Source organism: Neisseria sp. HMSC073G10 (assembly GCF_001812605.1).
Classification (GTDB): Bacteria; Pseudomonadota; Gammaproteobacteria; order Burkholderiales; family Neisseriaceae; genus Neisseria; species Neisseria subflava_A.
This window is the reverse complement of record NZ_KV809528.1, coordinates 220,573-239,289: the sequence shown is the minus strand read 5'-3', so window position 1 is coordinate 239,289 and position 18,717 is coordinate 220,573. Positions and strand designations below refer to the sequence as shown.

Sequence of the window (18,717 nt, the reverse complement as noted above, 5' to 3'; positions counted from 1 at the left end):
TTTTGGGCTTGGATGTTTATGAAAATCTGATTGCATTTCTTCGTTATATAAAATAAGCCAAGTTTGCAGACGACCTTCTTTGTCGGAAAGGTCGTCTGAAAAGAAAAACGCCGCGTGGAGATTATCCTTGCGGCGTGTGGTGGAACAAATCAATAGTCGATATGTTCACTGATAATCTTCAGGTCAGGCCATGAAAAGATGATGTCGTATTCGTGTCCGTTTTTGAAGCCTTCAGCTTTCAGTACGGGACGGCCGATATGATCGTCGGCTTCAATTTCATGCACGATATAGCCGCGTTGTTCGAGTATCCGCATTACTTGTGCACGTTTTTGCTCGAAAGACGGATCGCTGTAAATTTTGTATTCGATGTAATCATCATCGTAATACTTGCCGTCGCGGTAACGGTAGTCGTCATAACGGTCATCATGACGATCATAACGCTGCTCGTAACGGTCAGTGCGATCAGTACGATAGTTGTCATCATAGTTGTAAGAATTAGGGGCGGCACAAGCGGTCAGTGCGATACTACCTAAGAGTAATGCTGATAAAAGTTTTTTCATATCGTATCCTTTCGGGACGTAGGGGTAAGTCAAATAAAGAATATTCGGAAGCTGATTATAAATCAACGCGTTCTTCGATAATGTTCAAATCGGGATAAGACATCACGATTTTGTATTCCAAGCTGCCTTTGTAGGCCTCAAATTCCAAAACAGGTCTTGCCCAATGTAGGTCCGTGTCAGAATCGTGGACTTCATAGCCTCTGTTATGCAGGATAGACAAAGCGCGGTCGTGGTATTGCGCGAACGCCGGATCTGTCTCCATACGGTATTGGGCGTAGTCTTCGTAAAAATCAAAACCTTCTGTTGCAAGAAAAATGGCGCAAACAGCGGTGACCGGAAATAGTAATTTCTTCAAAAGCGGTTTGGACGGTTTTGTATATTGCGACCCAGAATGTTTCATTCTGTTCCCTTTGTGTCTGTTGTCGGTATAGACATTTAAACACGCAGGACTTAGGGAAAAATTAGGAGCGTTTTCAGATGGCCTTTCTTTACGGTACGCACATATCATCTGAAAATAGGGGGATTTAATGATTTATGCCATCTACTCATCTATCGACATTTCAATGCCAAGCTGCTTATCTTCAGGCAAATAAAAAAGCACAACATTTCGTTGTGCTTTTTCTTGATGAACCCACATTACTTGTTTTTTTGCGAACGAAGGTAATCCAAAGTTTTCAGCTGGGCAATGGCGGCTGCCAATGCTTTGTGCGCTTCGGCCAGAGATTTATCATCTTTGGCTGCAGAAACACCTGCCTCGGCTGCTTTTTTAGCTGCTTCAGCACGCGCCTGATCCATTTCGGTACTGCGGACGGCAACGTCTGCCAATACAGTAATCTTATCAGGCTGTACTTCTAAAACGCCACCGGAAACGGCAACCAGCACTTCTTCAGCTTCACCCGGAACAGTCAAACGCAATGCGCCGGGGCGTACCAAACTCATAATCGGCTCGTGTCGTGGATAAATACCAAGCTCACCTTGAACGGTCGGAACCACCACAAAGCTGGCCTCGCCCGAATAGATGTTTTGCTCGCTACTAACCACTTCAACTTGCATGGTGCTCATGCCGGCCTCCTTAGTTTAAGGTTTTCGCTTTCTCAGCCGCTTCTTCGATGCCGCCTACCATGTAGAACGCTTGTTCAGGCAGATGGTCGTATTCGCCGTTCAAGATGGCTTTAAAGCCGGCGATGGTGTCACGCAATGAAACGTATTTGCCTGGAGAACCGGTAAATACTTCGGCAACGTGGAACGGTTGAGACAGGAAGCGTTGGATTTTACGGGCACGCATCACAGTCAGTTTGTCTTCGTCAGACAATTCATCCATACCCAGAATGGCGATAATGTCACGCAATTCTTTGTATTTTTGCAGAGTAGACTGTACACCGCGCGCTACGTCGTAGTGCTCTTGACCCAATACCATCGGATCCAATTGGCGTGAAGTAGAATCAAGCGGGTCAACAGCCGGGTAAATACCCAAAGATGCAATATCACGGCTCAATACGACGGTGGCGTCCAAGTGGGCGAAAGTTGTCGCTGGAGACGGGTCAGTCAAGTCATCCGCAGGTACATATACGGCTTGGATGGAAGTAATGGAACCGGTTTGGGTAGAGGTAATACGCTCTTGCAAACGACCCATTTCTTCAGCCAATGTCGGTTGGTAACCCACTGCAGAAGGCATACGGCCCAACAGTGCAGATACTTCGGTACCGGCCAGAGTGTAACGGTAGATGTTGTCAACGAAGAACAATACGTCGCGACCTTTACCGTTTTCGTCTTTTTCGTCACGGAAGTATTCGGCCATAGTCAAACCGGTCAAAGCAACGCGCAGACGGTTGCCCGGAGGTTCGTTCATTTGGCCATATACCATGGCTACTTTATCCAATACGTTGGAATCTTTCATCTCATGGTAGAAGTCGTTACCTTCACGGGTACGTTCACCCACACCTGCGAACACGGACAGACCGCTGTGCGCTTTGGCGATGTTGTTGATCAATTCCATCATATTCACGGTTTTGCCCACACCGGCACCACCGAACAGACCTACTTTACCGCCCTTAGCAAACGGACACAGCAAGTCGATCACTTTAATACCGGTTTCCAACAATTCGGTAGTTGAAGACAACTCGTCGAATTTCGGAGCAGTTTGGTGAATAGCACGGCTCTTGTCGGTATCGATCGGACCCGCTTCATCAACAGGCGTACCCAATACGTCGACAATACGACCCAATGTACCTTTACCTACCGGCACAGTGATTGGTGCACCAGTATTACTTACAGACATGCCGCGTTTCAGGCCGTCTGAACTACCCATTGCAATAGTACGGACAACGCCGTCACCCAGAAGCTGTTGAACTTCCAGAGTCAGACCGTTCTCGTCCAATTTCAGGGCATCGTAAACATGCGGGATAGCGTCGCGTGGAAATTCCACGTCAACCACCGCACCAATAACTTGTACGATTTTGCCTTGGCTCATTATCGTATCCTAATTTCCTGTTCAGGCTCCAGACGGCATTAAACTGCCGCTGCACCTGCTACAATTTCTGACAATTCTGTGGTAATCGCGGCTTGACGCGATTTGTTGTACACCAAGCGCAATTCTTTGATGGCATTGCCTGCGTTATCGGTTGCGGCTTTCATCGCTACCATACGCGCGGCTTGTTCAGATGCCATGTTGTCGCTCAATGCCTGATAAACCACAGACTCTAAATAGCGGCGAACCAAATATTCCAATACGGCGATAGGACTCGGCTCGTAGCGGTATTCCCAAGTAAATGAAGAATGACCTGTTCCGTCGTCAATGACGTTTTCACCGATAGGCAGCAAAACTTCCATACGCGGCTCTTGGCGCATTGTATTGACGAAACGTGAGTAAACCATATGGATACGGTCTAATTCATGCTTCTCATAACGTTGGAAGATTTCGGTCAGAGGGCCGAGCAACAATTCCATTTTTGGGGTATCACCCAAATTGGTTGCACTGGCAATAACATTCAAACCGATGCTTTGGCATGCAGCCAAACCTTTACTACCTAGGCACACGACTTCGACTTCGATGCCTTGTTCCTGATACTCTTGAACTTGCGCCAAAAACTTTTTCAGTACGTTTGCGTTCAAGCCACCGCACAAACCTTTGTCCGAGGTAATCAAAATGAAACCGGCACGACGCACTTCGCGGTGCGGCTCCAACAATTTGATACCATGATCGGCATTAGTCTGTGCAAGATGGCTCATCACTGTACGCACTTTTTCGGCGTACGGACGCGCTAAGCGCATCCGGTCTTGAGTCTTCCGCATTTTAGAGGTCGACACCATTTGCATCGCTTTAGTGATCTTTTGGGTATTTTGAACACTACGGATTTTGGTGAGAATCTCTTTTCCGACTGCCATTTCAGACTCCTTTCATCTCAATACTTATGCTTGGTAAGCGTAAGAAGATTTGAAAGATTTCATGGCTTCGGTCAATGCTTTTTCGCTTTCGTCAGACATTGCGCCTGATGCATTAATCGCTTCCAGAACGTCAGGATGTTGCGTACGTACGAAACTCAAGAATTCTGCTTCGAAAGCCAAGGCTTTGGATACCGGAACATCTGCGTAAGAACCGTTGTTGATCGCCCACAAAGTCAATGCCATTTCGGCAGTGTTCAATGTGCTGAATTGTTTTTGTTTCATCAATTCAGTAACCACTTCACCGTGTTGCAGCTGTTTGCGTGTTGCTTCGTCCAAATCGGAAGCAAATTGCGAGAATGCCGCCAATTCACGGTACTGTGCCAACGCTAAACGGATACCGCCACCCAGTTTTTTGATGACTTTGGTTTGTGCTGCACCACCTACGCGCGATACGGAAATACCGGCATTGATTGCAGGACGGATACCGGCGTTGAACAAGTCGGTTTCCAAGAAGATTTGGCCGTCTGTAATCGAAATTACGTTGGTTGGTACGAATGCTGATACGTCACCGGCTTGGGTTTCAATAATTGGCAACGCAGTCAGAGAACCGGTTTTGCCTTTTACTTCGCCATTGGTCAGTTTTTCAACTTCGTTTTCGCTGACGCGGGCTGCACGTTCCAACAGACGGGAGTGCAGATAGAATACGTCGCCAGGATATGCTTCACGGCCAGGAGGACGGCGTAACAGCAGAGAAATTTGACGGTATGCAACGGCTTGTTTAGACAAGTCATCGTATACGATCAACGCATCTTCACCACGGTCACGGAAGAATTCACCCATGGTACAACCGGAGTAAGGAGCGATATATTGGAGTGCAGCGGCTTCAGAAGCAGTTGCAGCAACCACGATAGTATGCTCCATCGCGCCATGCTCTTCCAATTTGCGTACTACGTTGGCAATAGAAGATGCTTTTTGACCGATAGCCACATAAATACAGATTACGCCTGTACCTTTTTGGTTAACGATGGCATCCAGTGCTACGGCAGTTTTACCGGTTTGACGGTCACCAATAATCAGCTCACGTTGGCCACGACCAACCGGAACCATAGAGTCAATAGCTTTCAGGCCGGTTTGCATTGGTTGGTCAACCGATTTACGCGCAATCACACCTGGTGCAATTTTTTCGATTGGAGCAGTCAATGTTGTGTTGATTGGACCTTTACCATCGATAGGACGACCCAATGCATCAACCACGCGGCCAACCAGTTCACGACCGATCGGCACTTCCAAAATACGGCCGGTACAGGTAACTGTATCGCCTTCTTTAATGTGTTCGTACTCACCCAACACTACGGCACCGACGGAGTCACGCTCCAAGTTCATGGCCAGACCGAAAGTGTTACCGGGAAATTCGAGCATCTCACCTTGCATCGCGTCTGACAAGCCATGAATGCGCACAATGCCGTCTGTAACAGAAACAACGGTACCACGGGTACGCACTTCTGCATTGACGGACAGATTTTCGATTTTGGCTTTAATCAAATCGCTAATTTCAGCAGGATTAAGCTGCATGAAAACTCTCCTAATTTGTCATAGTCGCATACAAAGCATTCAGTTTGCCTTGTACGGACAAATCCAAGACCTGATCACCCACTTCTACTTTGATGCCACCGATTAATTCAGGGGCAACTTTAGTTACCACATCCAATTTGCTGTTGAAGCGTTTTGTCAGGATATCGGTAACATCGGCCAGCTGCTGAGAACTGAGCTCATACGCGCTGTAAATTACTGCCGATTTCGTATTGTTGTGTATCAAGGTCAAATCTTGATATTGGGCATAAATTTCCGGCAATACCAGCAAACGCTTTTGCTCGGCCAAAACGGTAATAAAATTTGCCAATTCGACATTTTTGATACCGACAAGACCTTTGAGCGTTTCTGCCTTTTCGGAAGCTCCCGTTTCCGGTTGCTCGATGAGAGCAATGACTTTCTCATCTTGAACAACCGCTGCGAGTTCTTTCAGTTCGCCCAACCAAGACTCGATTTGGTTTTTTTCCTGAGCCAGACTAAACAATGCTTTCGCATAAGGTCTGGCAATCGTTGCGAACTCTGCCATAAGATTACAGCTCCTGTTTTAAGGCACTGAGCAGATCTGCATGTTTGGAAGCATCGACTTCTTTACGCAGGATAGATTCCGCACCTTTAACAGCCAATGAAGCGACCTGTTCGCGTAACACTTCGCGTGCACGGTTAACTTCTTGCTCTACATCAGCTTTTGCTTGGGCTGCAATGCGTGCTGCTTCATGAGAAGCTTGCTCTTTGGCTTCTTCTACAATTTTTGCAGCACGTTTTTCGGCGTTGGCAACCATTTCGGTTACCTGATTACGCCCTTCGGCCATAAGTTCTGCAACTTTTTTCTCTGCCTGCTCAAAATCGCTCTTACCGCGCTCGGCGGCAGCCAAGCCCTCGGCGATTTTTGCGGCACGCTCATCCAATGCTTTGGCAATCGGAGGCCATACGAATTTCATCGTAAACCAAACCAAGCCAAAGAAAACTAGGATTTGCGCAAATAAGGTTGCATTAATATTCACGTTACTTAACCTTCGTATCTGGGTTAATCAAACAGACCATAAGCCTGTATCTGAACGGATCGCTCCGTCTTGATTACGCAGCACCAAACGGGTTAACGAAGGCGAACAACAGGGCAATAGCCACACCGATCAAGAAGGCCGCGTCGATCAGACCAGCGATCAAGAACAGTTTGGTTTGCAGAGGACCGATCAGCTCAGGTTGGCGAGCAGAAGATTCCAAGTATTTAGAACCAACCATTGCGATACCGATAGAGGCACCCAATGCGCCCAAGGCAACGATCAAACCACATGCGATAGCAATCAAACCCATTTTTAAACTCCTTAAAATAGTAAAGGTTAAACTACAAAAAACAAACTACGAAAAAACTACTTGATTAGTGTGCATCATGCGCTTGTCCGATATATACGAACGCCAACGCCATGAAAATAAATGCCTGCAAGGTGATAACCAAAATGTGGAAAATCGCCCAAGCCAAACCGGCAATCAGGTGGAACACAAATAAAATCGGATCCAAAGTTTCGATGCTGCCGGTTGATGCCCATGCACCACCCAACAAAGCAATCAGCAGGAAGACCAGCTCACCGGCATACATATTACCAAACAACCGCATACCGTGGGATACGGTTTTGGACAAAAACTCTACCAAGTTCAACAAGAAATTGGCCGGAGCGAGCATCGGACCGAAAGGCGCGCTGAACAATTCGTGAATCCAACCGCCAAAGCCTTTGATTTTGATATTGTAATAAATACATACCAACAATACGCCAATTGCCAAAGCCAAAGTCGTATTCAAGTCAGCTGTCGGCACGACGCGCAACAGGGCATGATGATTACCGGTAATGCCTTGCCATGCCATTGGCAGCAAATCAACCGGCAGCATATCCATGGCGTTCATCAGGAAAATCCAGACAAATAGGGTCAAACCCAAAGGCGCAACAGCTTTACGCGATTGTTCGTTATGGATAATGCTCTTACACATGTTATCCACGAATTCGAACAGAATTTCAACAGCCGCTTGGAAACGACCGGGAACACCAGCCGTCGCTTTTTTGGCACCGCGCCACAAAAGGAAGCTGCCGATTACGCCCAACAGAACGGCAAAAAAGATTGCATCAAGGTTAATGAACGAAAAATCAGCAATGTTTTTCAGTCCTTGACCCTGAGTAACATCCGACATACTGGTCAAGCTTTGCAAGTGGTGCTTGATGTAGTCGGCAGCGGTCATAGTTTCACCTGCCATAGTGTTTCACTCTCAACAATACTAAAAAAACCAAATGACTGACACTGAGTAACCCCAATAAGAATGGGAAAAATACCAGCGATTGATGCCATATCGCAAAAACGACCGACATAGATACCAGCGACAGCACTACTTTTAAAACCTCTCCACCGACAAACATTGAACTTTGCAGATCGGGATTTCGTCGGGAAAACTTTAAAAGTAAAACTGCAACAAGGGTAGGCAAAATGTACGAAAATCCTCCCGCCAAAGCAGAGAGGAGGCCGGGCAATCCGGAAAATAACGCACAAACAACTGAAATTATTAACAATACAATTACTTGCAATGGGACTATCCGATTCATTGTACTCCACACCCCAAAAACGCAAGGCAAATTAATATAATCAAGAAGTTTGTTAACGTCAAGCAATATGTTAATCTTTGTGAACCTTTCACAGATAAATGATTAACACATATAAAACAAATCTTTGCAGGAACGGAGTTTAACACAAATTACATGTTGCTACACAGATTTTACAGAAGATTTTGATTTGTATTGTAAGCATCTGTACGACCAGTCCTTTTATCAAAAACTCAGGCCGTCTGAAAATTTTTTTCAGACGGCCTGTTTATCAAACCGTTAAAACTCTTGATTAATGCCTAACTGTTTCAGCAGATATTCGAACGTTTCCGGCGTATCAAAATGCAGTACGATTTTGCCTTTTTTCTGATTACTGGTTTTGACTTCGGCATTGACACCCAATCTCTCGGTCAGGGCATCATTAATACGGCGGATATCCGGGCTGATGGTTTTGGCTGCTTCGGGCTTGGCTTTTTGATGTGCCAACTGGCTGCGGCGCTCTACCTCACGCACCGACCAACCGTTTTTGACTGCTTTTTGAGCCAACTCCAATTGGTCAACCACATGCAAGGTCAGCAACGCGCGGGCATGACCCATTTCCAGACGGCGTTGGTAAAGCATTTCCTGAACCGGCTCAGGCAGACTCAACAGGCGCAGGCTGTTGGAGATGGCGCTACGGCTTTTACCGACGGCTTTTGCGATGGTTTCGTGAGTCAGGCCGAACTCGTCGGCAAGGCGTTTTAAACCTTGTGCTTCTTCAATCGGATTGAGGTTTTCACGTTGCAGGTTTTCAATCAAACCCATGGCCAACGCGGTTTCGTCGCTGATGGTTTTGATAACGACGGGAATTTCGGTCAAACCGGCCAACTGGGAAGCGCGCCAACGGCGTTCGCCGGCAATCAATTCATATTGAGACAGACCTCTTTCGCGTACGATAACCGGCTGGATAATGCCTTGCGCTTTAATGGAATCGGCCAACTCCTGCAAAGCTTCGTCATCAATTTGCACACGCGCCTGATAACGGCCGGGCTGAATATCGGCGATGGCAACCGTTGTCAGGCGGTCGCTACTGCTGCTGTCCACTGCATTGGAAATCAGCGAATCCAAACCGCGTCCCAATCCACCTTTTGCTTTTGCCATATTGTTTTCCCTTTCAGACGACCTCATTGTTGAAATGACGTATTCTATCGGATATTGCCGCTTTACGACAATTTGAATCACGATGATTTGACTATTGCCATTTATTTACGGAGCGAAACCGCAAACACGCCCCTTAAAGCGTTACTCAAACGGATTTCTTCCGCATTTTCCAATATAGCGCGCGTGATGTGGGCTTCCTTGATTGTATCTGCACCTAAATATAGCTGAGACTGCTTCAATACCGCTTGGCGCATTACCCCGTTCAAAATATCCAAATCCAAAGACGGCGTGAGCCATTGTCCTTGATATTTGACGAACACATTGCTTCTTCCACCCTCTAACAAAAGGCCGTCTGAATTGAAAAACAGACTGTCAAATGCACCCTGCCCTTCTGCCGTTTTCCATGCTTGGTCAAAAATTTCACGGCGTGTGGTTTTGAAACGGCGTAGATAATCGCGTTGGTTTAATGTGTGTTCACTCAGGATGACGTATTGCTGCCCATCCAATTCAGAAACAGCCCCATGGCTCAATGAAAGGCCGTCTGAAAACAAAGCTGCTTTGACTCTAAATAACCCACTTGGCAACTCATCTATATAATGTTGAATTTGCTCTATTGCATTTTGAGGCCAAGACAGGTTGAGCGCTTGTGCCGATCTGTTCAGACGGCCTAAGTGCAAATCGAGCAAACGGCATTGTTTGTATTCCACGCGCATGGTTTCAAAAATACCGAAATCAGGCCGCAAGTCATTCAGAAAACGCGCCTTCCAACCGCACTCGCGATATTCGGCTTCAGGGTCGCTATCAATCACAATCCCCGAACCCACGCCATAAACACCTTGATAAAGGCCGTCTGAAACGGGCTTCAGGGATAAGGTGCGGATCACAACATTAAACACACCTTCAAACCCCAAACCTGTATCGCACGGATGCAAAAAGCCAATGCTGCCTGTGTACAAACCACGCGGTTCGGACTCAAGAGACTCAATAATGTGCATACTCATGCGTTTGGGCGCACCAGTAATACTGCCGCACGGGAAGGCTGCGCGGAGAATATCGGCAACCGAAACATCAGGCAGCGCCTGCGCTTCGATGGCACTGGTCATCTGCCAAACACTGCCGAAACGGGAAACTTTAAACGGTTCAGGCACGCGTACTTTGCCTGTTTGCGCGATTTTGCCGAGGTCATTGCGCAACAAATCGACAATCATCACATTTTCGGCGCGGTTTTTCGGGTCGTTTTGCAATTCAACGGCGCGGCGTTCATCTTGCCCATCGTGAAGAATCGGCGCAGTGCCCTTCATCGGCTCGGTTGTAATCAGGCCGTTTGAATCGATTTTGAGGAAAAGTTCGGGAGAAAAACACAAAGTCCACGCTTCCTGCCCTGCCCCGTCGGGCAGACAAGACAAAACAGCATACGGCACAGGCTGGCGCAAACGGCGGTAAAGCTGAATCGGATTGCCGTAAGTTTGCAGGTGCAGGCGTGCGGTGTAATTGATTTGATAGGTATCGCCACGGCGGATGGCCTCGTGGATTTGGCGGATATGCTCGAGATAATCGGCTTCGGATATGGAGAATCGGGGAGTGGAGATGCCTGCCGCCAGGCCGTCTAAATGATTGGCCAGCCAGCTTTCGGCATCGATTTCGGAACAATCGGCAAACCAGTGCAAACGCAAATTGCCACTGTGCGCGGATGAAATATCCATCAGTGGCAATCCGAATTCGTAGTCTGCAAACAACACTGCATGCAAACCCTTTTTCCAGCCGGCTTGCAAAATACTTGTTAACGAATCCAGTTCGTTATGATAAAACCGATGGCTTTCTACATGATTTTGATAGAGTTTTGCTCGGCCGCTCACGGCATCGTCAAACAGGGCGAAATAAGGCATGATTGCTGTACAAATAGGCTGATTATACGCTGCTTTTACATAAGTTAGCAGACAAATTCAAAAAAAGCACTCGAATGTAATTTTATGTAGTCGAACGAAGTATAAAAGGGTAGAATCAAACCATACCACACCATATCATTTAAAACTTAATCGATAAGGAGACTTTATGGCAGACCACCAATTAGAACCGTTCGAGAATGTTGAACTGGGCGAGAAACAAGACCAGCTGCAAGTATTCGAAAAGGCTGTTTTGGAACACGAAGGACGCGGCACTGACGAAGATTCCAGCAGCGCACCGCTTCCTGCCAACTACCCATACAAACAACGTATGCGCCGCTCTGTTTACGAAAAAGAAAAACAGAAGCTGCAAATCGAATTGTTGAAAGTACAAAGCTGGGTTAAAGATTCCGGTCAGCGTATCGTCAGCCTGTTTGAAGGCCGCGACGCAGCCGGTAAAGGCGGTACCATCAAACGCTTCATGGAACACCTGAATCCGCGTGGCGCGCGCGTGGTTGCTTTAGAGAAACCAACCACTACCGAACGCGGCCAATGGTATTTCCAACGCTACATCCAAAACCTGCCGACCGCAGGCGAAATGGTATTCTTCGACCGATCATGGTACAACCGTGCCGGCGTAGAACGCGTAATGGGCTTCTGCGAACCTAACGAATACCTGCTCTTCATGCGTCAAACCCCTGAATTGGAACGTATGCTTGTTGCCAGCGGCATCCATCTGTTCAAATTCTGGTTCTCCGTATCCCGTGAAGAACAACTCCGTCGCTTCATCTCCCGTCGTGACGACCCACTGAAACACTGGAAACTATCCCCTGTGGATATCCAGTCGCTCGACCGCTGGGACGACTACACCGAAGCCAAAAACGCCATGTTCTTCCACACCCACACCGGCGACGCGCCTTGGGTCATCATCCGTTCCGATGACAAAAAACGTGCACGTTTGAACTGTATCCGCTACTTCCTGCATCAGCTGGACTATCCGGGCAAAGACGTGAAAGCCATCGGCAAAGTGGACGAGAAAATCGTTTTGGTTCCTGATACACGTTACAAAGACAAAACTGTCGATCTCGGACACGATTAATTTGTAACATTACCAAAGGCCGTCTGAAATTTCATCTTTCAGACGGCCTTTTCTTAATCCTCGCGATTCCAGTACGTTTTTTGTGCGAATACCAATTTATTGTCAGTGAATTTCAAACTGTCCAAATTCAATGCCCAAACATCGCTTTTCATCACTCGAGCAGCAGGATGCGCTTTGTAAAATAAAGACTGCGCCGCTTTCAAATCCGCTTCATTCTCAATCAAAGCGGCAGTCGCCGCAAACTGAATGCCGCTGATTTTTGTGATACTGTCAGGCTGACCGGCAATGGTACCGGCTACTTTGGCAGAACGGCTCATCATTCCGCCATGTTTCGTTTTCAAAGAAGTCAACACAATCAATCGGGCATTCGCCTCATCAAACACATAAAAACAACAAGCCGCCCAAACTTCGCCGTCTGCCGCAGCGGCAATACTGACGACATGATGATTGCTCAAAAATTTAACGATATTGGTAGGAATCGCTTGCATGATTTTATCCTCTTTCTCAGTGTATTCAATTTATTTTCAGGCCGTCTGAAACATCAGCCCTGCCAGCGCGGCGCATCGGTTTGAAAAATACCGAACAAGTCCAAAGCATGAGAGACACTGTGTGTAATCATATCTTCGATGGATTCTGGCTTCTGATACAGAGCCGGAACGGGAGGAAACACAATGCCGCCCATCTCTGTTACACGGCGCATATTGTCGATGTGTGCCAAGTTTAACGGCGCTTCACGCACCATCAACACCAGCCTGCGCCGCTCTTTCAATGTTACATCCGCCGCACGGCTGAGCAAATTATCGGCAAACCCGTGAGCAACCGAAGCCAAGGTTTTCATTGAACACGGCGCAATCAACATTCCATCCGTCAAAAACGATCCGCTGGCAATACTTGCCCCGACATTACGGACGGAATGCACGACATCCGCCAAAGCATAAACGTCTTCTTTAGTGTAATCCGTTTCCAAAGCACGGGTCATCTCCGCCCCTTGCGAAACCACCAAATGCGTTTCTACCTGATGCTCACGCAAAAGCTGCAAAGCCTTCACGCCATACTGAAAACCGCTGGCACCGCTGATGCCGACAACCAAACGCTTCATTGTATTTCCCTGTCTTGGCCTAAAGATAAATGAAAGGCAGATTCTCAAGACGAAAAAATAACCGCTAAAAAGCGGTTAGATTTCCTAATGTGGTGCCGACAGCGAGATTTGAACTCGCACAGCCTATGGCCACTACCCCCTCAAGATAGCGTGTCTACCAATTCCACCATGTCGGCATAAATTAAATTGTCTTACTGCTGCTGAGGATTCGGAGCAACAGGAGTTGTATTGTTTTGTGCAGGCGTTGCAGGCTTAGGAGCTTGCTGGGTCTGCTTCACATCGCTGAAGTCTAAACCATGCTTACTGGAGTGAGTGTGAATATACACCATCGCCATGCAAGTCGCAAAGAAAAATGTTGCAGCAACGGCAGTCGAGCGGCTGAGGAAGTTGGCATTACCGGCAGAACCGAATACGCCTTGCGCGCTACCGCTGCCGGAACCGAATGTTGCGCCGGCATCCGCGCCTTTACCGTGTTGCAGCAATACTAACACGATTACGAATAGAGCGGAAATAATATTAATAATCCAGATAAGGGTTTTAAAGGCTTCCATATGTTTTCTACGAGGCTTGTGCTGCGTTGATGATGGCGGTAAAGGAGTCATATGATAATGACGCGCCACCAACCAATGCGCCGTCTACATGAGGTACTGCGAAGATGTCGGCCGCGTTATCCGCTTTCACACTTCCGCCGTAAAGAACGCGGATTTTAACATCGCTTCCGCACAAAGACAAGATTTCTTTGTAGATAAATGCGTGCATGTCGGCGATTTGTTCGACGGTGGCGACTTTGCCTGTACCGATCGCCCAAACCGGCTCGTAGGCAACGGCGATGTTTTTGGTGTTCAAACCTTGCAGGATGGAAAGCTGGTGGGCAATGACTTCGTGTTCTTTACCGGCTTCGCGTTCTTCCAAACTTTCGCCGACGCACAACAATGGAATCAGGCCGACGTTGAGGACGTTTTCCATTTTGCGGCGTTGGATTTCGTTTTTCTCGCCAAAATAAAGGCTGCGCTCGGAGTGGCCGATGAGGACGATATCTGTACCGATGTCGGCAAGCATTTCAGCGGACACTTCGCCAGTGTACGCGCCATTATTTGGGAAACGGCTCACGTCTTGCGCACAGGTCAAGATGCGGTTGTTCAAAACAATCTGCATGGCGTTGTGCAGTTGCAACAGATAAACGGTCGGAGCAGCCAGGCCGATTAACACGCGTTCTGCGGTTGGCATGACACGGAAGCGGTGCATAAGCGCATTGTTGTTTTGGAGTCGGCCGTTCATTTTCCAGTTGCCGATAACCCATTTTTGGTCCCACATTCCGATTTGGTGATACATCTTTATTGCTCCGTGTGTTGGTTGTTGCTTGCTGTAGCGTCGTGTAATGTGAAAGTTTAGTGGATATATGTGCGCTTGGCAATTATTAACGGGCCTCCGGGGCCGTCTGAAAGATGGCACACTCTCCGACAAGGATTTATAATGTATGCTTCGATAAAATTAAGAATTGAACGGAGCACAAATATGGACTTTGAAAAAGCGCGTTTCAATATGGTTGAACAGCAGATTCGTCCGTGGGATGTCTTGGACTTCGACATTTTGGATGCTTTGGAGGAGATCGAGCGCGAACATTTTGTCGGCGAGGCTTTTCAAGGTTTGGCCTATGCGGATATGGAGCTGCCGCTGGCCAATGGTCATAAGATGTTGGAACCCAAAGTCGTTGCCCGCCTGGCTCAAGGTTTGAAATTGAAAAAAGACGAAACCGTCTTAGAAATCGGTACAGGCTCAGGCTATGCAACCGCCCTGCTGTCCAAACTGGCCGGCAACGTCGTGACCGACGACATCGATGTCGAGCAGCAGCAACGCGCCAAAAAAGTTTTGGACGAATTGGGCTTTACCAACGTCAATTATGTGCAAAACAACGGCCTGACCGAAGCATCGCAAGGCGCGCCTTTCGATGCGATTTATGTGGGCGGCGCAGTAGACAGCGTACCTGAAATTCTGAAAGAGCAACTGAAAGACGGCGGCCGTATGGTGGTCATCATCGGCCGCAAACCGGTACAACACGCGCTTTTGCTGACGCGTAACGGCAATGAGTTTTCCGAAAAGGTATTGTTCGACACCGTCGTAGCACACTTGGAAGACAAATCGGCCAATCCGTTTGGCGATTTCGATTTTTAAACAACAGGCCGTCTGAAAATTCAGACGGCCTCATGCTTTTACCCAACCCTATGACCGACATCATCCAACTCTCGCCCACCGAATTGAAACAATGGCAGGACGAAGGCCGCGCATTTCATCTGCTCGACGTCCGCACCGATGAAGAACACTCCATCTGCACCCTACCCGCCGCCATTCATATCCCGATGAACCTCATCCCCCTGCGCCAAAACGAGCTGCCCGACGACGATTTGCCCATCGTCATTTACTGCCACCACGGCATCCGCAGCCTGCACACGGCAATGTATTTAGAAGACGCCGGATTTGAAAACCTCTACAACCTGCAAGGCGGTATTGATGCTTGGGCAATGCAGGTGGACAACAAAATGATGCGGTATTGAATCGGTTTTATCAATAAAAGGCCGTCTGAAACTGGATTTCAGACGGCCTTTGCGATTATTTCACAAACCGTGCATCTGCCATAAACGGCCGTGTAGCGGCTGGTTTGGCGGAATAGAAGCGGGAGAACGTGCTGTCGATTTTAGTCTGTATCGGCTTACCGTCCAATATTGCCGATGCTTCCAATTTCACGCCACCCCCACTGGTTTCGCCCAATTTCATATTTGGCAACGTCAGTTTGGCAATATTGAGTTTCGCATTTTCCACTTTGGTATCGGGAGACATCAGCTGTTTGCCGACGGGGCGGATTTTTTCACCCTCATCATGAGGCGCAGCACCACCGTTATCGTCAACCACGCCGATATTAATCAATCTGGCAGACGCCAAATCCATCTTGCCGTTTTTGACCGGAATACCGACAAACAGTTTTACGCCGCGATGAATGAACGTATTGTCCCGCCACTGAGTTTGACCCTCTTTCGGCGGTTTAGTTTCTGCCGCCACCGAATAAGTGCGGCCCATAATCATCAATTTATAACCTGGAATTTTTTTCGAACCGAATCCATCAGTGATATCTTCGACCAGTTGCGGCGCAGTCAGGGTTTCGTTTGCCAAAATACGGGCTGAAGTTTCTGCCAAATGGGCAGGCTTGCCGTCTATGGTCAATGCCTGTTCATGGCCGAAATCAGACGCAAATGCAGGCACGGCGGCCAGTGCAGCGGCCAATGCTAGAATACGGATAGTTTTCATTGCAGACTCCTGATAAAAATGTAATTGGGTTGATTACCCGATAAAATCCGGGCAATATTGATTGGAGTCGATATTTTTATATAAATGATACAGATTATCAAGAATATTTGTATTTCAAAATAAAAAAGGCCGTCTGAAAACCAAGTTTCAGACGGCCTTTTAATCTACTTAAAACCTTCTATCAGTCTTTGAAGCGTTTGAATACCAATGTGCCGTTGGTACCGCCAAAGCCGAAGGAATTGGAGATGGCAACGTCGATTTTCGCATCGCGTGCTTCGTTGGCGCAGTAGTCCAAATCGCAACCGGCTTCAACATCTTGTTCAAAGATGTTGATGGTCGGTGGAGATTTTTGCTCGTGTACCGCCAACACGCTATACAACGCTTCCACGCCGCCGGCCGCGCCGAGCAAGTGTCCGGTCATGGATTTGGTAGAGTTAACGATGACTTTGCGCGCATGATCGCCTAAAGCGCGTTTGATGGCTTTGGTTTCGTTGGCATCGCCCAAAGGAGTCGAGGTGCCGTGTGCGTTGACGTAATCGACGTCTTCAGGGTTCAGTCCGGCATCTTTCAGCGCGCGGGTTACTGCCAATGCAGGGCCTTCTTCGTTAGGCGCGGTAATGTGGTAAGCATCGGAGCTCATACCGAAGCCGACGATTTCGGCGTAAATTTTCGCACCGCGTTTTTTCGCGTGTTCCAATTCTTCCAACACCAGCACGCCTGCGCCTTCGCCGATAACGAAACCGTCACGGCCTTTGTCCCACGGACGGGAAGCGGTAGCAGGATCGTCGTTGCGGGTGGAAAGTGCTTTCATGGCAGCAAAACCGCCAACGCCCAAAGTGCTGATCGCGCCTTCTGCACCGCCGGCAATCATCACGTCTGCGTCGCCGTATTTAATCAGTCGTGCAGAGTCGCCGATGGAGTGTGCGCCAGTCGTACAAGCAGAAACCATGCCGTAGCTCGGGCCGCGGTAGCCTTTGAGGATGGTGACATGGCCGGAAATCAGGTTGATCAGCGAGCCTGGGATAAAGAAAGGATTGATTTTGCGCGCGCCGCCTTCGATAACGGCTTTGCCGGTCGCTTCAATGCTCGGCAGACCGCCGATACCGGAACCGATGTTGACACCGACGCGGTCTTTGTCGAGGGTTTCCAAATCGTCCAAGCCTGAATCATTGATGGCTTGCAGGGCGGCGGCGATACCGTAGTGGATGAACACGTCCATGCGGCGCGCTTCTTTTGCGCTGATGTATTGGCCGATGTCGAAATCGCGCACTTCGCCGGCGATTTGGCTGTTGATGTCGGATGTGTCAAAGCGGGTAATCCGTCCGATGCCGCTTTTGCCTGCGAGCAGATTGCTCCATGCGGTGGCGACGTCGTTGCCGACCGGTGATACTTGGCCAAGACCTGTGATGACTACTCTTCTCTGACTCATGATAATCTCGCTGTTGGTTGTCGGGATTTTCGCGGCAGCCTTGCTCTTTTTCTTCGTGAAAACAGGCAAAACTCATGCCGTCTGAAATTTCAGGGGTTTAATAATAAGGTAAAAGCCTCTATTGCGATGGCGCAGCAGAGGCTGGATGTTTGGTGCGACCGATTAGCCTTGGTGGGCGTTGATGTAGTCGATAGCCAATTGTACGGTAGTGATTTTTTCAGCGTCTTCGTCAGGGATTTCGCAGCCGAAAGCTTCTTCCAAAGCCATCACCAGTTCTACGGTGTCCAGAGAGTCAGCACCCAAATCGTCTTGGAAAGAAGATTCGTTTTTCACTTCGGCTTCGTTTACGCCCAGTTGTTCAGCAACAATTTTTTTAACTTGTTGTTCGATGTTTGACATGTCAGTCGTTCCTTTTCGCCTTGCGGCAGGTTGTTTAAGGGAAATAATTCGTCGGTATTGTACCGAATTCGGATAGAGTTTTCCATCTAATCCTGCATTTTAGCACAGATTATTCAGTAAAAACCTGTTGTTGTGCATATTAGCATAGCCTGATTTTAACCTACAAGCGGGAATTTGTTTTGTTACGTATTAACATTAACATTATTAAAAAAAGGGGCTGTACTAGATTAGCAGATATGTTACCCTCGAAAT

General features: G+C 48.0%; 23 protein-coding genes and 1 tRNA gene. 3 read left to right on the top strand and 21 right to left on the bottom strand.

Annotated features, from left to right (window positions below; genetic code table 11):
- Nucleotides 1–149: 149 nt before the first annotated feature.
- From HMPREF2865_RS07100 to HMPREF2865_RS07045, 13 genes are all read right to left on the bottom strand, one after another.
- On the bottom strand, nucleotides 150–560 hold the full coding sequence (locus tag HMPREF2865_RS07100) for a PepSY domain-containing protein (protein ID WP_070583870.1): 411 nt from the start codon (nucleotides 558–560) through the stop codon (nucleotides 150–152).
- A 55-nt stretch (nucleotides 561–615) separates the two neighbouring features.
- Nucleotides 616–960 carry a hypothetical protein gene (locus HMPREF2865_RS07095; RefSeq protein WP_070583869.1) on the bottom strand — a complete coding sequence of 115 codons (345 nt, stop codon included), beginning with the start codon at nucleotides 958–960 and terminating at the stop codon, nucleotides 616–618.
- Nucleotides 961–1,196: 236 nt separating this feature from the next.
- Nucleotides 1,197–1,622 carry a F0F1 ATP synthase subunit epsilon gene (locus tag HMPREF2865_RS07090; RefSeq protein ID WP_049331696.1) on the bottom strand — a complete coding sequence of 142 codons (426 nt, stop codon included), beginning with the start codon at nucleotides 1,620–1,622 and terminating at the stop codon, nucleotides 1,197–1,199.
- 10 nt (nucleotides 1,623–1,632) lie between these two features.
- Nucleotides 1,633–3,030 (bottom strand): F0F1 ATP synthase subunit beta, encoded by a 1,398-nt coding sequence (gene atpD / locus HMPREF2865_RS07085; RefSeq protein ID WP_003683789.1) that lies wholly within the window; start codon nucleotides 3,028–3,030, stop codon nucleotides 1,633–1,635.
- Between the two features lie 38 nt (nucleotides 3,031–3,068).
- Entirely contained in the window at nucleotides 3,069–3,944 is an 876-nt protein-coding gene (gene atpG, locus HMPREF2865_RS07080; protein WP_070646548.1) for a F0F1 ATP synthase subunit gamma, read from the bottom strand.
- 24 nt (nucleotides 3,945–3,968) lie between these two features.
- Nucleotides 3,969–5,516: a F0F1 ATP synthase subunit alpha gene (atpA, locus tag HMPREF2865_RS07075; protein ID WP_070646547.1), complete on the bottom strand. Its 1,548-nt coding sequence runs from the start codon at nucleotides 5,514–5,516 to the stop codon at nucleotides 3,969–3,971.
- 10 nt (nucleotides 5,517–5,526) lie between these two features.
- Entirely contained in the window at nucleotides 5,527–6,060 is a 534-nt protein-coding gene (locus tag HMPREF2865_RS07070) for a F0F1 ATP synthase subunit delta (protein WP_070646546.1), read from the bottom strand.
- 4 nt (nucleotides 6,061–6,064) lie between these two features.
- Nucleotides 6,065–6,535: a F0F1 ATP synthase subunit B gene (locus HMPREF2865_RS07065; RefSeq protein ID WP_003708446.1), complete on the bottom strand. Its 471-nt coding sequence runs from the start codon at nucleotides 6,533–6,535 to the stop codon at nucleotides 6,065–6,067.
- A 73-nt stretch (nucleotides 6,536–6,608) separates the two neighbouring features.
- Nucleotides 6,609–6,845 carry a F0F1 ATP synthase subunit C gene (gene atpE, locus HMPREF2865_RS07060; protein ID WP_003676106.1) on the bottom strand — a complete coding sequence of 79 codons (237 nt, stop codon included), beginning with the start codon at nucleotides 6,843–6,845 and terminating at the stop codon, nucleotides 6,609–6,611.
- Nucleotides 6,846–6,909: 64 nt separating this feature from the next.
- Entirely contained in the window at nucleotides 6,910–7,776 is an 867-nt protein-coding gene (atpB, locus tag HMPREF2865_RS07055) for a F0F1 ATP synthase subunit A (protein ID WP_036472483.1), read from the bottom strand.
- The gene (locus HMPREF2865_RS11705) at nucleotides 7,766–8,119 is read right to left on the bottom strand and encodes an ATP synthase subunit I (protein ID WP_081451150.1); all 354 of its coding nucleotides are present in this window, start codon (nucleotides 8,117–8,119) and stop codon (nucleotides 7,766–7,768) included. The genes atpB and HMPREF2865_RS11705 overlap by 11 nt, the downstream gene beginning before the upstream one ends.
- Nucleotides 8,120–8,395: 276 nt before the next feature.
- Entirely contained in the window at nucleotides 8,396–9,256 is an 861-nt protein-coding gene (locus HMPREF2865_RS07050; RefSeq protein ID WP_039863743.1) for a ParB/RepB/Spo0J family partition protein, read from the bottom strand.
- A 101-nt stretch (nucleotides 9,257–9,357) separates the two neighbouring features.
- On the bottom strand, nucleotides 9,358–11,142 hold the full coding sequence (locus HMPREF2865_RS07045; RefSeq protein ID WP_004519009.1) for a bifunctional chorismate-binding protein/class IV aminotransferase: 1,785 nt from the start codon (nucleotides 11,140–11,142) through the stop codon (nucleotides 9,358–9,360).
- A 166-nt stretch (nucleotides 11,143–11,308) separates the two neighbouring features.
- On the opposite strand from HMPREF2865_RS07045, the gene ppk2 reads away from it, so the two are divergent.
- Nucleotides 11,309–12,238, top strand: coding sequence for a polyphosphate kinase 2 (ppk2, locus tag HMPREF2865_RS07040; protein WP_070583865.1), 930 nt, complete (start codon nucleotides 11,309–11,311; stop codon nucleotides 12,236–12,238).
- Nucleotides 12,239–12,291: 53 nt separating this feature from the next.
- Here ppk2 and HMPREF2865_RS07035 read toward each other — a convergent pair whose 3' ends face one another.
- The 5 genes from HMPREF2865_RS07035 to tpiA all read right to left on the bottom strand — a co-directional run bounded on the left by HMPREF2865_RS07035 (nucleotide 12,292) and on the right by tpiA (nucleotide 14,669).
- The gene (locus HMPREF2865_RS07035) at nucleotides 12,292–12,726 is read right to left on the bottom strand and encodes a PNPOx family protein (RefSeq protein WP_070646545.1); all 435 of its coding nucleotides are present in this window, start codon (nucleotides 12,724–12,726) and stop codon (nucleotides 12,292–12,294) included.
- Between the two features lie 53 nt (nucleotides 12,727–12,779).
- Nucleotides 12,780–13,337, bottom strand: a complete 558-nt coding sequence (locus HMPREF2865_RS07030; RefSeq protein WP_004519012.1) for a UbiX family flavin prenyltransferase — start codon at nucleotides 13,335–13,337, stop codon at nucleotides 12,780–12,782.
- A 90-nt stretch (nucleotides 13,338–13,427) separates the two neighbouring features.
- A tRNA-Leu gene (locus tag HMPREF2865_RS07025) sits at nucleotides 13,428–13,513 on the bottom strand.
- 15 nt (nucleotides 13,514–13,528) lie between these two features.
- Nucleotides 13,529–13,888 (bottom strand): preprotein translocase subunit SecG, encoded by a 360-nt coding sequence (gene secG, locus HMPREF2865_RS07020; protein WP_004519013.1) that lies wholly within the window; start codon nucleotides 13,886–13,888, stop codon nucleotides 13,529–13,531.
- 7 nt (nucleotides 13,889–13,895) lie between these two features.
- A complete protein-coding gene (gene tpiA, locus HMPREF2865_RS07015) occupies nucleotides 13,896–14,669 on the bottom strand; it encodes a triose-phosphate isomerase (protein WP_004519014.1) in 774 nt (257 codons plus the stop codon).
- A 183-nt stretch (nucleotides 14,670–14,852) separates the two neighbouring features.
- Between tpiA and HMPREF2865_RS07010 the strand changes: the two genes are divergently transcribed.
- Together HMPREF2865_RS07010 and HMPREF2865_RS07005 are read left to right on the top strand one after the other, a co-directional pair.
- Nucleotides 14,853–15,509 carry a protein-L-isoaspartate O-methyltransferase family protein gene (locus HMPREF2865_RS07010; protein ID WP_070646544.1) on the top strand — a complete coding sequence of 219 codons (657 nt, stop codon included), beginning with the start codon at nucleotides 14,853–14,855 and terminating at the stop codon, nucleotides 15,507–15,509.
- A 50-nt stretch (nucleotides 15,510–15,559) separates the two neighbouring features.
- Nucleotides 15,560–15,889 carry a rhodanese-like domain-containing protein gene (locus tag HMPREF2865_RS07005; protein WP_070646543.1) on the top strand — a complete coding sequence of 110 codons (330 nt, stop codon included), beginning with the start codon at nucleotides 15,560–15,562 and terminating at the stop codon, nucleotides 15,887–15,889.
- Between the two features lie 55 nt (nucleotides 15,890–15,944).
- On the opposite strand, the gene HMPREF2865_RS07000 is transcribed toward HMPREF2865_RS07005, so the two are convergent.
- From HMPREF2865_RS07000 to acpP, 3 genes are all read right to left on the bottom strand, one after another.
- Entirely contained in the window at nucleotides 15,945–16,637 is a 693-nt protein-coding gene (locus tag HMPREF2865_RS07000; RefSeq protein WP_070646542.1) for a hypothetical protein, read from the bottom strand.
- A gap of 181 nt (nucleotides 16,638–16,818) precedes the next feature.
- A complete protein-coding gene (gene fabF, locus HMPREF2865_RS06995; RefSeq protein ID WP_070646577.1) occupies nucleotides 16,819–18,066 on the bottom strand; it encodes a beta-ketoacyl-ACP synthase II in 1,248 nt (415 codons plus the stop codon).
- Between the two features lie 162 nt (nucleotides 18,067–18,228).
- On the bottom strand, nucleotides 18,229–18,465 hold the full coding sequence (gene acpP, locus HMPREF2865_RS06990; protein ID WP_003679644.1) for an acyl carrier protein: 237 nt from the start codon (nucleotides 18,463–18,465) through the stop codon (nucleotides 18,229–18,231).
- Between the last annotated feature and the right edge of the window lie 252 nt (nucleotides 18,466–18,717).